This is a genomic window from Leucobacter manosquensis (assembly GCF_018304845.1).
GTDB lineage: Bacteria > Actinomycetota > Actinomycetes > Actinomycetales > Microbacteriaceae > Leucobacter > Leucobacter alluvii.
The window spans coordinates 2490648-2504710 of sequence record NZ_JAFEVO010000001.1 but is presented as its reverse complement, the minus strand read 5'-3'; the positions used below and the strand labels follow the sequence as shown (position 1 = coordinate 2504710).

Below are 14063 nucleotides of genomic sequence, written 5' to 3'. Positions count from 1 at the left end.
TTCATCGTGCTTCATTGCTCCAATGGTGAGAGGCGGTCGGAAGTTCTGGGGAGTGACGGGCGAAGCCCGTGAGGGCCTCGTAGGCTCTGGCGATCCCGAGCAGCCGGTGATCGCTGCCGAACGGCCCGACCATCTGCAGGCCGACGGGCAGCGACTCGCGTGTGAAACCGGCGGGTACGGAGAGCGCCGGCACGCCGAGCATGGTGATCGTCGTCGCCGCGCGCATCCAGTCGAGGTAGTGCGCTTGCGCCTCACCGGCGATGGTGCGCGGGTAATCCCAGTCGACGGGAAACGGCGCGACCGTCACTGCCGGCGCGAGGAGCACGTCGAAGTTCTCGAAGAAGCGCGCAGCCCCGCGCATGAGTGCGGTCTGGCGCTCTTGCGCGCTCATGATGTCGCGTCCGGTCAGCGAGCGCCCCTGCGTGATATTCCAGGTGAGGCGCTCGTTGAAGTCTTCTGGGTCGGCGTCGAGCGCATCGCCCCACGTCATCTCGAATTCGGCTGCGCGCAGGGTGAGGAAGGCGTCTGCTGCGCCGCTGAGATCGGGGCAGGCCGTTTCGACGCTCGCCCCCGCTTCCGCCAGCAGCGCGACGGCGCGTTCGAGCACCTCGGCGACGTCGGCCGAGAGCGGCGCGTTGCCGCCGAGCGTCGGCGCCCAGGCCACCCGCAACCCGCGGAGGTCTCGGGGCTCGCCCGCGGCACCCAGGGACGGCGCGGCGATCGGGGTGCGCGCATCTGGAATTCCGATCACCGAGAGCAGCAGTGCGACGTCGTCGACGGTACGCCCCATCGGCCCGGCGGTGGTGAGCGGCGTGAGCAGATTGGTCGATTCGGCTTCGGGAACCACTCCCGGCGAGGGCCGCAGTCCGACGACATTGCAGAACGAGGCGGGGTTGCGAAGCGAGCCGCCCATGTCGCTCCCGTCGGCGAGGGCGACCTGGCGAGCGGCGAGCGCCGCAGCCGCCCCGCCGCTGCTTCCCCCCGCCGAACGGTCGAGCGCGTACGGATTGCGCGTCGCACCGAAGACTCGGTTGACGGAGTGAGAACCGGCGGCGTACTCGGGGACGTTCGTCTTCCCGATGACAATGGCTCCGGCTTCCCGCATGCGCCGCACGTGCAGTGCATCGTGCTGCGGCACGTGTTCGGCGTGGCGGATCGAGCCGTATGTCGTACGCATGCCTGCCGTGTCGTGGGTGTCTTTGATGCCGACCGGGAGCCCGAAGAGCGGGAGGCTCGGGTCGGGCCCCTCGGCGTCGAGCTGCGCTGCCCGTCGCAACGCCGCGGCGGCATCCACCGTGACCATCGCGTTCACTGCCGCGCCGCGCTCGATGCGCGCCAGATACGCGGTCACCGCCTCGACGGCGCTGATGTCACGGGCACCCAGTGCCGCTCGGAGTTCCGTGGCGGAGAGTTCGGCCGGATCGGCCATAGCGCTTTCCCATCGTCATTGACTTACTACTACGGTCAGTAAGTTAACCACGACTTTGGATTTACGCCAACATCGACGCAAAAGTTTTCGTTTCGCGCTTCTCAGGCGGCGATGATGCGTCCACTTCGCTTGACCACTCGAGTGACCAGCGCCGGATGCAGGCGACCGACCCTCGTGGTCCACTCCTCGTGCAGCAGTCGACGCACGTGCGGCAGGTCGTCGGCCGCGAAGTGCGCGATGAGCGAATGCTCGCCGAGCAACTCCGCGACGTACCGACTCTCGGGCAGATCGGCGATCGCCTCGCCCACCGCCCGCACCTCGCCGGGGACGCAGTCGATGCGCACGCACGTCTCGATGCCGAACCCGAGCAGGTGCGGATCGATCAGCACGCGCGTAGCGACGGCTCCGCGCGCATCGAGGTCTGCGAGCCGTTTCCTCGCAGTCGGCTCGGTGACCCCCGCGAGCTCGGCCAATTCGGCGATTCCCGCTCGCCCATCCCGTTCGAGCGCTTGAACGATCGCACTGTCGGCGGCGTCGAGGCGCTCTGGCGGCGCCGTCGACTCCTCGACGCGGGCCCGCGATCCGAGCATCGACGTCTCGGCCGCCGTCAGCAACCCCGGCTGCCAGTCGGCGTTCGTCTTGAAATAGTGGAGCACCGGCGTAGCCGACACCTCGAGCACACCGGCGTACGCGGGAATGACCGAGAGCGTCATCGTGCCGAGATCGAACATCTGCTCGTGCACCTCGACCAGCACGCTCGACGGGTTCGCGAGAACGAAGACGTAGACGACTCCCGGGTGCTGTGCGAGCTCCTCCGCCAGTGATTCCAGACGAGACGGCTTGCAGGTGATCTCGATCACGCAGGTGGGGCCGAGATTGCGCAGCCCGACCACCGAGAGCATCCCCGACTCCAGCAGCACCCTGCCGCGGCGAGCGACCGTGCGCAGTGGCTCGTCGAGCGCGCGGGCGACACTGCTCCAAGGCGCTCTGCCGTCGACCTGCAGTGCGCCGACGATGCGGCGATCCAGCTCGGAAAGCACGTCATCCACGTGTGGGCCTCCTCAGTGCGCGTGTTCTCTCGATCGTAGTCACCGCACGACGGTCGCTGCTCCGGCGGAGCGGTTCGGCCCAACACATCACCCGCGCGAGTGCAATCCCCTGGCCCCTCCGGCGACTTCGACGGAGGGTGGAGTGCATGACGAACGCAGACGAGATCAAGCAGCCCCTCGACCACCTCCCGCCGCAGGACGAGCGCGACGCCGCACATGACGCGCCGACCGAAGCGGACAAGCCGAGCTACCCGACCTCCGGCGAGACCCCCTCCGGTGCGACGCAGGCATCGCCCGACACAGCGGCGGAACCGAGTGAGCCCAACCGTCACGGGATCGACAAGCTTCCGCCCTCCGGTCGGTGACACCGCCCCCGGCTCCTCGCGGCGACGCGCCGGATGCGCTCCCCGATTCGAACTTCCCCGGCTGCCGCGATACGGTTGTCACGTGCCGCGGGGTGGAGCAGTTCGGTAGCTCGCCGGGCTCATAACCCGGAGGTCGTGGGTTCAAATCCCGCCCCCGCAACGAAGACAATGCCCCTGGTCCGGAGTCCGCTCCGCACCAGGGGCATTGTGCTGTGTGCGAGCACTGATGCGGTCGACGCCGCACGTTTCGCCGCTGGATCAGCGAACGACGTCGTAGATCAGCTTCACGACCCCGTTCCCGTAGGCCTCCGACTCCCGGAGCACGAGTTTCTGCTCGCCGGGCTCATCGCTCGGGAAGACCCGCTTCCCCGTGCCGAGCAGCACCGGGAACACCAGCAGGTGGTACCGGTCGATCAGTCCGGCGCGCGACAGCCGGCGGGCGAGCTCTCCGCTGCCGTGGATGAAGATCGCACCCCCGTCGGATTCCTTGAGCGCCGCGACATCCGCCTCGGAGCGCAGCACGGTGCTCGGCCCCCACCCCGCTACGAGCTCTTCGGGGTCGAGGCTCGACGACACGATGTACTTCGGGAGATCCCGGTACGCGGCATGATCCTCGGAATCCCGCCAGATCGGGGCGAAGGCCTCGTAGCTGCGTCTCCCGAACATCAGCGCCGTCGTCTCCTCGAGCTCCTCGCCCTTCAGCGAGAACGCCGCCTCGTCGAACGGCGTGCGCATGACCCACCCGCCGCTCGGGTGCCCCTCGCTCGGGCCGCCGGGCGAGTCCATCACCCCGTCGAGCGTGATGAATCCGGTCCATACGAGTTCTCGCGCCATCACCCGTCCCCTGCTCGTACCGCACTGTCGCGCCCGGAGCTCGTGATGCCGCCGGCGATGACTCCCATGATAAGCACCGTCGTCGACGTGCGCTGAGCAGGTCACCCCGGAGCTACAGGTCCCCGAGCTCCTCGAGCACCCGCTGCGCGACGCCGAACGCGGAGTTCGCCGCCGGCACCCCGCAGTAGAGCCCGGCCTGCAGAATCACTTCTTTGATCTCGTCGACGGTGAGCCCGTTGGCGCGCGCCGCGCGCACGTGCATCGCGAGTTCAGCGTCGTGACCGAGCGCGATCAGGGCGGTGAGCACCGCGACGGAGCGCGACCGCCGGTCGAGCCCTGGCCGCGACCAGATGTCGCCCCACGCGGTGCGCGTGATGAAGTCCTGGAAGTCGGCGGTGAACGGGGTCATCTGCGCATTCGCGCGATCGACGTGCGCGTCTGAGAGCACGGCGCGGCGCACGGCCATGCCCTGCTCGAAGCGCCCCGCGTCCGACAGCCCGCCTGCTCCTGCGCCCGCTGATCCCGTCGCGTCACTCGGCTCGGCGTTCATGCCCGGCCCCCTCCGCTCGCGTCCGCGCCGAAGAACGCGAGGAGCGCCTCCGCGACGGCGGAACCGTTCTCTGCCGGAGGCTGATGCGCCACGTCCTCGATCATCAGTCTCCGCGCATTCGGGATGCCCGCGACGAGCTCGTCCTGCCGTTCCTCGGGAGCGACCTGGTCCTGGCGGCCCCCGAGCGCGAGTACCGGGATGCGAATCTCACCGAGCCGGTCTCGCAGGTCGTACGTCGCGAGCGCCTCCGCGCAGCGCGCGTACCCCTCGTCGGAGGTGTCTTGCAGCGCGTGCAGAATGCGCCCGGTCAGCTCGGGCTCGCGGCTGATCGATTCGGGCGCGAACCACGCCTGCGCGGATGCCGCGATGAGCGCCGAGGTCGATTGCGTGCGCACTGTGGCCGCACGCGTCTTCCAGTGCTCCGACGAGCCGAGCGATGCGGCCGAGGCGAGACTGGCCGCACGCGTGACGACATCGGGGTGCCGCAGTGCGAGCGTGAGGGCGAGCGCACCGCCGATCGAGACCCCCGCGAAGTACGCGGTGCCGACCGTGCCCGCCAATTCGCGCACGCGATCTGCCACGACATCGGCGAGCTCGTCGAGCGTAAACGCGTCCGTGGGTACCGGCGCGACTCCATGGCCGGGCAGGGTGAGCAGCGACACGCGGTATTCCTTCGCGAGCAGCGGCACGACGGGCTCCCAGATGAGCGGGCCGGTGCCCAGGGAGTGGGCGAGCACGATCAGCGGCGCACCGTCGGCGCCGATCGGTTCGGTGAGTGCGATTTCTGGGGCGGTCATCCTGGCTCCTCTGTCGGGGCGGGCGCGTCGGCTGCGGGGCGTGCGCCGCCCTCCTGGGCAGCGCCGGGTGCGAGCGCGTGATCGACGAACCTGTGGGCCAAGCCGACGTACTGCGCAGGATCAGCCAGCTGTGCGATCGTCGGCCCTCCTCGGGCGGCGAGAGCATCGGCGAGGCCGGGCTCGGCGTGCAGCGCGTCGGCGAGCCCCGCCCCGTCCCGCACCCGCGACACGATGTCGCTCACCCGCTCGGCGCCGATGATCGCGCCGAGCACGATCGAGAGCCGCTCGGCGACGATCAGGCCGTTCGTCATCCCCAGATTGCGTGCGATCGCGTCAGTGTCGACGGCGAGACCCGCGGTGAGCTCGGCGGCATGGGCACTCGCGCCGAGCGTGACGCGGAGCAGCTCGCGCAGCGTCTGCCACTCGGCGTGCCACGCCCCATCGGGTCGCTCGTCGACGGCGAGCGCCGCAGCGGCGTGCAGCGTCGCGGCGAGATGAGGTGCGCGGATCGCCGCGGAGCGGATCAGCACGGAATGCGCCGGATTCCGCTTCTGCGGCATCGCTGATGATCCACCGCCGCGCGACTCTGCGACCTCGCCGATCTCTGTGCGGCTGAGGGTCGCCACATCGGCCGCCAGCACGCCGAGTGCATCGACGCACTGCACGAGTGCGTCGCCCAGCTCGGTGATCGGCCAGCGCACCGTGTGCCAAGACCCGTCCGGGGTCGCGAGCCCGAGCTCTGCGGCGAACGCTGCGGGGAGCTCCCCCGCAGCGCGCACGGCGCACTCGTCCGAACCGAGCTCTGCGCGAGCGACGGCGACGTATCCCGCCATCGTCCCGCCCGCCCCGGCGATCTGCACCGGGAGCTCCGAGAGCGCGCCTGACAGACGGTCGGCGGCGCGCCGCACCCCGCGCAGCCACCCGGCGACGCGCAGGCCGAACGTGGTCGGCACCGCGTGCTGAGTCAGGGTACGGGCGACGGCGACGCGATCCCGCTCGGTGCTCGCGAGCTGCGCGAGCGCCGTTTCCGTTTGCCGCAACCGCTGCAGCGTCTCACGGCCTGCCCGGTGCGCGATCAGCATGAGCGCGGAGTCGAGCACGTCTTGACTGGTCGCACCGCGGTGCACCCAGTGCCGCAGTTCGGGGGCGGTGCGGTCACGGAGTTTCGGCACCAATGGAATCACGGGGTTGCCGCCGCCCGGGGCCTCCGCCGCGAGCTGCGGCAGCCAGGCGTCGAAGCCCGCGCAGACTTCGCCCGTTCCGCTCCAGCCGAGGGCGGATGACAGTTCGGCAGCCTGTGCGCGGGGTGCGACACCGATCTCGGCCCACGCCCGCACCAGTGCTACCTCGGTCGCGACGAGCGCGCCGAGCACCTCCGCATCGGCCAGTACGGCGTCGCTTCCCGCGCTCACCGGCGAGAGGAGCCCTGCGTCGAACTCGCGGCGGGGTGCGTGTGCATCCGGATCAGTAGGCAAGGAACACGGTCTCCTTCGCACCCTGCAGGTGAATGTCATGAGCGAGATGGCCCTCTGGCGTGCGTGCTGCCACGAGCGTACTCCGCTGTTCGGCCGAAAGCATGGAGAGCAGCGGGTCGGCGTCGAGGCGCGCTGCATCGTCGGGGAGGTAGATCCGCGTGTGCAGCTTGTCGGGCAGACCGCGAGCGAAGACGATCGCCGCGAAGAACGGCGCCTCGCCCGACGACGACCCGGGGTCGCGGGTCCAGAACTCGAAGCGCCCCTCGTCGTCGGTGAAGGCTCGCCCGAAACCGGTGAACGCATGATCGTTGCGGCGCAGCGTGCCTCGAGCTCGCGGCACACTGCCATCCGTATCGGCGGAGAAGATCTCGATCATCGCATCGGGGATCGGGGCGCCGGCCCCGTCGAAGACGGTTCCTGCCAGCACGATGGCGCCCGGCGAGTGCGGGAAGGCGATCTCGTGCTGCTTCGGGAACGTGGTGCCGTACGCGAAGAACGGGCCGACCGTCTGGCCCGGGGTCGGGGCGAGCGTCTTCGCGGGCGCGGGCGAGTGCTGCTGGGGCGCGGGTTGCCGGGGCATCAGTGCTCCCCTTCCTCGGGTTCGAACCAGGTGGCCTGCGGGCCGTCCAAGACGATGTCGAATCGGTAGCCCATCGAGAACTCCGGCACCGTCAGGTCGTGGTCGTAGACGCCGATGAGCCGATCACGGTCCTTCTGCTCGCGGATCGAGTTGTAGATCGGGTCGAGCGCGAACAGCGGGTCGCCCGGAAAGTACATCTGGGTGACGAGGCGCTGCGTGAAGGATCGGCCGAACACCGAGAAGTGGATGTGCGCCGGCCGCCAGGCGTTCACGTGGTTCTTCCACGGATACGGCCCCGGTTTGATCGTCGTGAACGTGTACTCGCCGGCTTCGTTCGTGATCGCGCGACCCGCACCCGTGAAGTTCGGATCGAGCGGTGCCGGATGCTGGTCGCGCTGGTGGATGTACCGGCCCGCCGCGTTCGCCTGCCAGATCTCGATCAGCTGATTCGGCACGGGGCGGCCCCACGCGTCGAGCAACCGCCCGGTGACCGTGATGCGCTCGCCGAGGGGCTCACCCGTGTGGTGCAGCGTCAGGTCCGATTCGATCGCCGCGACATCGCGCTGCCCATAGGCGGGAGACCACAGTTCGATCGTCTCCGGATCGACGAGCTGCGGGTCCTTCGTCGGATGCCGCAGCAGGCTCGAACGGTACGGCGGGAAGTCGTACATGGTGCGCGGCAGGCGTTCGCCATCGGTAGCGCGGCGGAAGAAGTCGGCGTGGAGTGACGCGATCTCCTCCGAGATCTGCTGCTGAGAAGCCTGATCGGGTGCTGCGAGCAGGGCTTCCGGTGCCGGGGCGATGGGGTGCTCGGGCATGAGGTGCTCTCCTTCGAGGTCGTGACCTGCGCCTCAGCGTGGCAGCCGACGACGCCGATCGCTCCCGGAGTTCTCACTGAGCGGGAATCAGCTGCTCCGTATCTCGGAGTGGATCTCCTTCGCCGCCTGCTGCACGAGCCGTGACAGGAGCCGCTCGTCGGCCCGCTCGAGGTGCACCACGACGCCGAGCGCGATCGGGGGCAATCCGTCAACACTCGGCAGTGCGACGGCGATCGACACATTGCCGAGAGTCATCTCCTCGCGGGTGCTCCAGTAGCCGCGCGCGCGGCCGGCGGCGAGGTCGGTGCGGAGCGCGTGCTCGTCGACGATCGAGTGCGTCGTCTCCCGGAGCAGCGGACTCGCGCCGAAGTAGCGCTGCAACCAGGCGTCGTCGCACCCCGAGAGCAGCGCCTTGCCGACGCCCGTCGTGTGCAGCGGACCCCGCCCGCCCGCACGGCTCACCGTGGGGATCGAACGGCGGCCGGTGACGCGCCCCACGTAGAGCACGCTCGCGCGCTCCGCCGGCCCATCGAGCACGCCGAGGTGCACGTTCTCGCCCGTCACCTCGTAGAGCCGCATGAGGTGCGGGATCGCGCGTTCGCGCAGGCGCAGCGCGAGCGGGGAGAGCTCGCCGAGCTCCCACAGCCGCGCACCAACCGCCAACCGCCGATTCGGCAGGCGCGTGAGCAGACCGCGGTCGACGAGCACGGCGACGAGGCGGTGGAGCGTCGACGAGGCGAGGCCAGTGCGCTCGACGAGCTGGCCGGCGGAGAGCTCGGGTTCGTCCTCGCTGAAGCACGACAACACCGCGAGCGCGCGGTCGAGCACGCCAGGCGTCGCCTGCTCCGCCATCTCGCCTCCTCGAGTTCCCCTCCTGCCGAGCGTAGCGGGCGGGCGGGGTGGGGTAGGTCCGGCCGGTTTCCCAGTGAGTGAGAAAAGTGCGGCCGGGCGGGGTCGATCCCAGCACACTGGTCGCGGATCGCCATGGCTGCACTCGGCACGCGCCGTTCGCACGCCGCGCGCGATACCGGCGCCCCATTCGACCCCGCCAAAGGAGACCCATGACCGTCGAGCGCACCCGAGTCGCCATCGTCGGAGCGGGGCCCGCCGGCCTCCTGCTGTCGCACCTGCTGGCAGCGGCAGGCGTCGAATCCATCGTGGTCGATGCGCGCAGTCGTCAGGAGATCGAGACGACCATCCGCGCAGGCATTCTCGAGCAGGGGACGGTCGAGGTGCTCGACGGCATCGAAGGCAGCCGTGCCCGCACCGTCGGGCACCGCCACGACGGCATCGAACTCCGCTTCGCCGGCGAGGGCCACCGCATCGATTTCCCGTCACTCGTCGGACGGTCTGTGTGGCTCTATCCGCAGCACGAGGTACTGAAAGACCTCATCGCTGCGCGCCTCGCCGCCGGGCAAGATCTGCGGTTCAGCACGAGCGTCACCGCCGTGCACGACGTCGATTCGGAGCCGCGCGTCGCCGGCACGGACGCTGACGGAGCCCCGTTCGAGATCCGTTGCGACTTCGTCGTCGGCGCTGATGGATCGCGGAGCGTCGTGCGCCCCGCGATCGCCGGTGACCGCGGGAACGGCGCATTCCGCGAGTATCCCTTCGCATGGTTCGGTGTGCTGTGCGAGGCGGCGCCGAGCTCAGACGAGTTGATCTACAGCAACGCGCCCGACGGCTTCGCGCTGATCAGTCAGCGGTCGGAGACGGTGCAGCGCATGTACTTCCAGTGCGACCCGAGCACCGACCCTGACGCGTTCAGCGAGGCCGAGATCTGGGACGCGTTGCAGCGTCGGGTTCCCGGCACGCGCCTCACCGAGGGTCCGATCTTCCAACGCGACGTGCTGCGCTTCCGCAGCTTCGTCGCCGGCGGGCTGCGGCGCGGTCGCGCTGCGCTCGTGGGCGACGCCGCGCACACAGTGCCCCCGACTGGGGCCAAGGGCATGAATCTCGCGATCGCGGACGTGCTGCTGCTCGGCGATGCACTGCGGCGTCTCCTCGTCGAGCACGATGAGCGGGGCATCGACGCGTACGCCGAAACGGCGCTCCGCCGCATCTGGAAGGCCCAGCATTTCTCCTGGTGGATGACGAGCATGCTGCACGCGGTGCCTGGCTCCGACGCGTTCGACCGCCAGCGGCAGCTCGGAGAACTCAGAAGCGTCATCGAGTCCGAGGCCGGCCAGCGCTTCCTGGCCGAGGCGTACACCGGGTGGCCGCTCCCCTCCTCGTTCTGACCGACGAATGTGACGGGCACCGTGTCGAAAAACGCGTACCGGGCAGTCGCTGCGCGCGACATATGAAGGTTGAGTTATGTCATACGACTACAGTTGACCCCAATGAAACCCGAACCTCCGTCGCCGGCCACCGGGTCCGATGCAGACGCCGCGAACAGCAACTCACGACATTCGAACGTCGCACTTCTCGGGCTCGCCGAAGCTGTCGCACCGGTCGAGGTGACCTCCCAATCGTTCGACGAACGACTCAGCGACACGCTCAAGAGTCTGAACCTTCCGCGAGGCCTGCTCCAGCGGGTCGCAGGCGTCTCCGCGAAACGCAATTGGGAACGTCCAACGGATTACATCGAAGGAGCGGCCTCCGCCGGACGTCAGGCGCTGGCCGAGTCAGGAATCCCAGCAGAGAAGATCGGGCTTCTGATCAACGCCTCGGTTTCTCGCGAGGCGCTCGAGCCATCCGTCGCGGTCGCCGTCCACGACAGCATCGGCCTCGGCCCGGCAGCGATGAACTTCGACATCACCAATGCATGCCTGGGATTCGTCAACGGGATCACCGTCGCTGCGAGCATGATCGATGCCGGCCAGATCGACTACGCACTCATCGTCGCGGGCGAGGACATGTCGCGGGTGCAAGAGGCCACCGTCGCCCGCTTGAATCGCGACGGCATCACTCGCGAAGAGTACCTGAACGAATTCGCGACGCTGACCCTCGGCTCCGGAGCCGCCGCTGCCGTGCTCGGACGAGCGGATCTGCACCCCGAAGGGCACCGTATCCATGGTGGAGTCTCGCGCGCAGCGACGTGGAATCACGCGCTCTGCGTTGGCGACTACGAGGGCATGTTCACCGATACGCAAGGGCTGCTCAGCAACGGCATGAGACTCATCTCCGACGCCTGGCACGAGGCTCACGAGAACGACTGGGACTGGAAGGACATGGATCATTACATTCCGCACCAGGTCTCGAACGTCCACGTCGATGCCCTGACGAACGCCATCGACATCGACGAGTCCAGGATCGCCAAGACCTATCCTGAGCTGGGCAATGTGGGCCCGGCCTCCTTGCCGATCACCCTCGCCCGCACAGCTCCGAAGATGAAGCCAGGCGACCGCGTTCTCTGCTTGGGCGTCGGATCAGGTCTGAACACTGCAATGGTGGAGATCACCTGGTGAGGTTCACGGCGCGTCCGGCGGTTCTCCCAGGCCTCCTCCCCGAGTGGGACCAGCAGTGGTCGCGTCTCGTGACGGTGGATACAGGAGACGGCGAACGCACGTTCCATGTACTCGACACCCTTCCAGCGCTGCAGGCGCGAGGTCTCGAGCCGAGTGGCACCATTCTGGCGCTGCACGGAAACCCCACGTGGTCGTACTTGTGGCGCGGCGTCGCCGCCGCAGCACTGAGCGACGCCACAGGAAGGATCTGGCGCGTCATCGCCCCGGATCAGCTCGACATGGGCTACTCCGAGCGCCTCACGCATGATGCGCTGCCCACGACGCACGGGTCCGGATACCGCCGTCTTGCCGAACGCGTGCGTGATTTCGACGCGGTCGTGCGGTCGCTGCTCGCCGACACTGCCGGGGCCGAGGGATCGCCCTCGCATCCGATCGTCACCCTCGGCCATGACTGGGGCGGCATCGTATCGCTCACCTGGGCGGCACGAAACCTCGACATCGTGGACGGGGTGATCAGCCTCAACACGGGCGTGCACCTCCCCGCGGAGATGTCGCTTCCGGCCCCCCTCCGGTTGGCGCTGAGCGGGCCGATCCTGCCCATCTCCACCGTGTTCACGGACGGGTTTCTGCGCACCACCCTGCATCTCGGTCAGGGGCCCATCCCATCCGAGATTCGTGACGCGTACCGCGCTCCGTATCGCGCCGCCGGTCTGCGAGGCGGTATCGGCGCATTCGTCGCCGATGTTCCCGTCGATCCCTCCCATCCGTCGTATGCCGAGCTCCAGCAGTCGGCTGCCGACATCAGCGGCATCGACACTCCGGCGCTGCTCGTCTGGGGACCGAAGGACCCGGTGTTCGGTGAGCAGTTCCTGCGCGACCTCCGTCAGCGACTGCCGCAGGCGGACGTGCATCGCGTGGAGCAGGCCTCGCACCTCGTCAGTGAGGACTCCGACGTCGCATCCCTGATCCTCGCCTGGCTTCGGCAGCGCTTCCCCGGCGAGACCCCGTCCCCAGAAGGGGCATCGCGCCAGAGCACGGAAGGCGCCGTCACCGCCGCGCGCGATCCTCGCGCTCCGATGATCTTCGAAGCTCTCGACGCCCGTCGCAATGATTCCTCAGTGGCGAGCGTCGACATGACGCGCACCCCGCCGCACGAGGTGTCCTGGCGGCAGCTCACGAGCGTGAGCGATGGAATCGCGCAGGGGTTGCAGCAGCTGGGCCTGAAACGGGGAGACCGGGTCTCGTTGCTGGTGACTCCGGGCAACGATCTCACCGCGGTGCTCTACGGCGTGCTCAAGGCGGGTGGAGTGGCGGTCGTCGCCGATTCCGGGCTCGGCGCGGCCGGCATGACCCGTGCCGTCAAAGCATCCGATCCGCAGTGGATCATCGGCCAGAAGCCCGGCCTGCTCCTGGCCCGAGCCGCCGGATGGCCCGGCCGGCGCATCTCCGTTCGACGGCTGAACGCACTCGAACGCGCCGCACTGGGCGTCGAGACGAGTGTGACCGAGCTGTCGCGCGCGCCGGGCCACGAGCCGATCCGCTCCCCCGGCCCCGATGATGACGCCGTGATCCTGTTCACTTCTGGGTCGACGGGGCCGGCGAAGGGCGTGCGGTACACGCACGCCCGGTTGGGCGCGCTGGCCCGCACGCTCCGCGAGCAGTTCACCGTGCACGGCGAAACGAGCTGGGCGGCCGGATTCGCCCCCTTCGCTCTGCTCGGGCCGGGCCTCGGCATCCGCAGCGTGACTCCCGACATGTCGGTCACGAAGCCGCGCACCCTGACGGCCTCCGCGCTCGCCGATGCGATTCTCGCCGGCGCATGCACGATGGTCTTCGCATCTCCTGCCGCGTACCGCAACGTACAGGCGACCGCCGCTGACCTGACCTCCGAGCAACGCGCAGCCCTCGCGGGCGTCGAGCTCGTCCTGTCGGCCGGAGCTCCCGTGCCGTTGCGACTGCTCGACAACCTCGCGGAGCTCTTTCCGAACGCGCAGATCCGCTCGCCCTACGGCATGACCGAGGGCCTGATGCTCACCGATATCGATCGCGAGGGCGTCGCGGCCGCCGTCGCGCAATCCCGGGATCACGGCGTCTGCGTCGGGAGGCCGGTTCCGCGCGTGCGAATCGCTGTCGCGCCGCTCGACGAGACCGGGCGGCCCGCCGATGCTCTCCTCACGGACACCGCAGCCGTCGACGTTCTCGGTGAATTCGTCGTCTCGGCCCCGCACCTCAAAGCGGGCTACGACGGGTTGTGGCACACCGACGCGGCGTCGAAGCGCGACACACTCGACGGCCTGGTCTGGCACCGCACGAGCGATATCGGCCACATCGACCCCGATGGTCGGATCTGGATCGAGGGGCGTCTGCAGCACGTGCTCACCACCTCGTCCGGACCGCTCGGCCCCGGTGGATTGGAAGCCGTCGTCGACCAGGTGCCCCAGGTGTACCGCTCGGCCGTCGTCGGGGCCGGCCCGCGAGGAGCGCAGGCCGTCGTCGTCGTCGTCGAACCAGCGCCTGGGACCCGCATGCGGTCGGATCTTGCTCCTCTGGAGCTCACGGACGCGGTGCGGACGGCGCTCGCAGAGCACTTCCCGCACGACGTCGCCGCGGTGCTGGTGTCGACCTCGTTCCCGACCGACATCCGTCACAACTCGAAGATCGATCGCACACGACTGTCGGTGTGGGCTGACGCCGTGCTGCGCGGTGAGCGCATCGGCGCGCCGTGACACCGATCGACTCGGCGCGAAAGGAACTCC

Annotated in this window: 13 protein-coding genes and 1 tRNA gene; 5 read left to right on the top strand and 9 right to left on the bottom strand. The window is 69.1% G+C overall.

Features of this window, described 5'->3' with window-relative positions:
• Position 1 precedes the first annotated feature (1 nt).
• Positions 2 to 1429 carry an amidase family protein gene (locus JSQ98_RS11680; protein WP_211649833.1) on the bottom strand — a complete coding sequence of 476 codons (1428 nt, stop codon included), beginning with the start codon at positions 1427 to 1429 and terminating at the stop codon, positions 2 to 4.
• Positions 1430 to 1530: 101 nt separating this feature from the next.
• Positions 1531 to 2478, bottom strand: a complete 948-nt coding sequence (locus JSQ98_RS11675) for an AsnC family transcriptional regulator (RefSeq protein WP_090146167.1) — start codon at positions 2476 to 2478, stop codon at positions 1531 to 1533.
• 146 nt (positions 2479 to 2624) lie between these two features.
• Between JSQ98_RS11675 and JSQ98_RS11670 the strand changes: the two genes are divergently transcribed.
• Both JSQ98_RS11670 and JSQ98_RS11665 read left to right on the top strand, forming a co-directional pair.
• Entirely contained in the window at positions 2625 to 2843 is a 219-nt protein-coding gene (locus JSQ98_RS11670) for a hypothetical protein (protein WP_090146165.1), read from the top strand.
• 86 nt (positions 2844 to 2929) lie between these two features.
• Positions 2930 to 3003: transfer RNA gene (locus JSQ98_RS11665), tRNA-Met, on the top strand.
• Positions 3004 to 3101: 98 nt separating this feature from the next.
• Here JSQ98_RS11665 and JSQ98_RS11660 read toward each other — a convergent pair.
• From JSQ98_RS11660 to JSQ98_RS11630, 7 genes are all read right to left on the bottom strand, one after another.
• On the bottom strand, positions 3102 to 3677 hold the full coding sequence (locus tag JSQ98_RS11660; protein WP_211649831.1) for a dihydrofolate reductase family protein: 576 nt from the start codon (positions 3675 to 3677) through the stop codon (positions 3102 to 3104).
• 112 nt (positions 3678 to 3789) lie between these two features.
• A complete protein-coding gene (gene pcaC, locus JSQ98_RS11655; RefSeq protein WP_211649829.1) occupies positions 3790 to 4227 on the bottom strand; it encodes a 4-carboxymuconolactone decarboxylase in 438 nt (145 codons plus the stop codon).
• Positions 4224 to 5024, bottom strand: a complete 801-nt coding sequence (locus JSQ98_RS11650) for an alpha/beta fold hydrolase (RefSeq protein ID WP_211649827.1) — start codon at positions 5022 to 5024, stop codon at positions 4224 to 4226. Before JSQ98_RS11650 ends, pcaC begins: the two co-directional genes overlap by 4 nt.
• Positions 5021 to 6499: a lyase family protein gene (locus tag JSQ98_RS11645; RefSeq protein WP_249290820.1), complete on the bottom strand. Its 1479-nt coding sequence runs from the start codon at positions 6497 to 6499 to the stop codon at positions 5021 to 5023. Before JSQ98_RS11645 ends, JSQ98_RS11650 begins: the two co-directional genes overlap by 4 nt.
• Positions 6489 to 7079, bottom strand: coding sequence for a protocatechuate 3,4-dioxygenase subunit alpha (gene pcaG / locus JSQ98_RS11640; RefSeq protein ID WP_211649826.1), 591 nt, complete (start codon positions 7077 to 7079; stop codon positions 6489 to 6491). The genes JSQ98_RS11645 and pcaG overlap by 11 nt, the downstream gene beginning before the upstream one ends.
• Positions 7079 to 7897 carry a protocatechuate 3,4-dioxygenase subunit beta gene (gene pcaH / locus JSQ98_RS11635; RefSeq protein ID WP_211649825.1) on the bottom strand — a complete coding sequence of 273 codons (819 nt, stop codon included), beginning with the start codon at positions 7895 to 7897 and terminating at the stop codon, positions 7079 to 7081. Before pcaH ends, pcaG begins: the two co-directional genes overlap by 1 nt.
• 87 nt (positions 7898 to 7984) lie before the next feature.
• Positions 7985 to 8749: an IclR family transcriptional regulator gene (locus tag JSQ98_RS11630; RefSeq protein WP_211649824.1), complete on the bottom strand. Its 765-nt coding sequence runs from the start codon at positions 8747 to 8749 to the stop codon at positions 7985 to 7987.
• A gap of 209 nt (positions 8750 to 8958) precedes the next feature.
• On the opposite strand from JSQ98_RS11630, the gene JSQ98_RS11625 reads away from it, so the two are divergent.
• The 3 genes from JSQ98_RS11625 to JSQ98_RS11615 all read left to right on the top strand — a co-directional run bounded on the left by JSQ98_RS11625 (position 8959) and on the right by JSQ98_RS11615 (position 14033).
• Positions 8959 to 10137 (top strand): 4-hydroxybenzoate 3-monooxygenase, encoded by a 1179-nt coding sequence (locus JSQ98_RS11625; protein ID WP_211649823.1) that lies wholly within the window; start codon positions 8959 to 8961, stop codon positions 10135 to 10137.
• A gap of 102 nt (positions 10138 to 10239) precedes the next feature.
• Positions 10240 to 11307 carry a 3-oxoacyl-ACP synthase III gene (locus tag JSQ98_RS11620; protein ID WP_090146151.1) on the top strand — a complete coding sequence of 356 codons (1068 nt, stop codon included), beginning with the start codon at positions 10240 to 10242 and terminating at the stop codon, positions 11305 to 11307.
• Entirely contained in the window at positions 11304 to 14033 is a 2730-nt protein-coding gene (locus JSQ98_RS11615; RefSeq protein ID WP_211649822.1) for an alpha/beta fold hydrolase, read from the top strand. Before JSQ98_RS11620 ends, JSQ98_RS11615 begins: the two co-directional genes overlap by 4 nt.
• The last annotated feature ends 30 nt before the right edge of the window (positions 14034 to 14063 follow it).

Excerpts from the sequence above, each read along its gene's own strand:
- pcaH (WP_211649825.1), bottom strand. The coding sequence starts at position 7,897 with ATGCCCGAGCACCCCATCGCCCCGGCACCGGAAGCCCTGCTCGCAGCA.
- JSQ98_RS11620 (WP_090146151.1), top strand. The coding sequence starts at position 10,240 with ATGAAACCCGAACCTCCGTCGCCGGCCACCGGGTCCGATGCAGACGCC.
- pcaG (WP_211649826.1), bottom strand. The coding sequence starts at position 7,079 with ATGCCCCGGCAACCCGCGCCCCAGCAGCACTCGCCCGCGCCCGCGAAG.
- JSQ98_RS11630 (WP_211649824.1), bottom strand. The coding sequence starts at position 8,749 with ATGGCGGAGCAGGCGACGCCTGGCGTGCTCGACCGCGCGCTCGCGGTG.
- JSQ98_RS11650 (WP_211649827.1), bottom strand. The coding sequence starts at position 5,024 with ATGACCGCCCCAGAAATCGCACTCACCGAACCGATCGGCGCCGACGGT.
- JSQ98_RS11670 (WP_090146165.1), top strand. The coding sequence starts at position 2,625 with ATGACGAACGCAGACGAGATCAAGCAGCCCCTCGACCACCTCCCGCCG.
- JSQ98_RS11680 (WP_211649833.1), bottom strand. The coding sequence starts at position 1,429 with ATGGCCGATCCGGCCGAACTCTCCGCCACGGAACTCCGAGCGGCACTG.
- JSQ98_RS11660 (WP_211649831.1), bottom strand. The coding sequence starts at position 3,677 with ATGGCGCGAGAACTCGTATGGACCGGATTCATCACGCTCGACGGGGTG.
- JSQ98_RS11625 (WP_211649823.1), top strand. The coding sequence starts at position 8,959 with ATGACCGTCGAGCGCACCCGAGTCGCCATCGTCGGAGCGGGGCCCGCC.
- pcaC (WP_211649829.1), bottom strand. The coding sequence starts at position 4,227 with ATGAACGCCGAGCCGAGTGACGCGACGGGATCAGCGGGCGCAGGAGCA.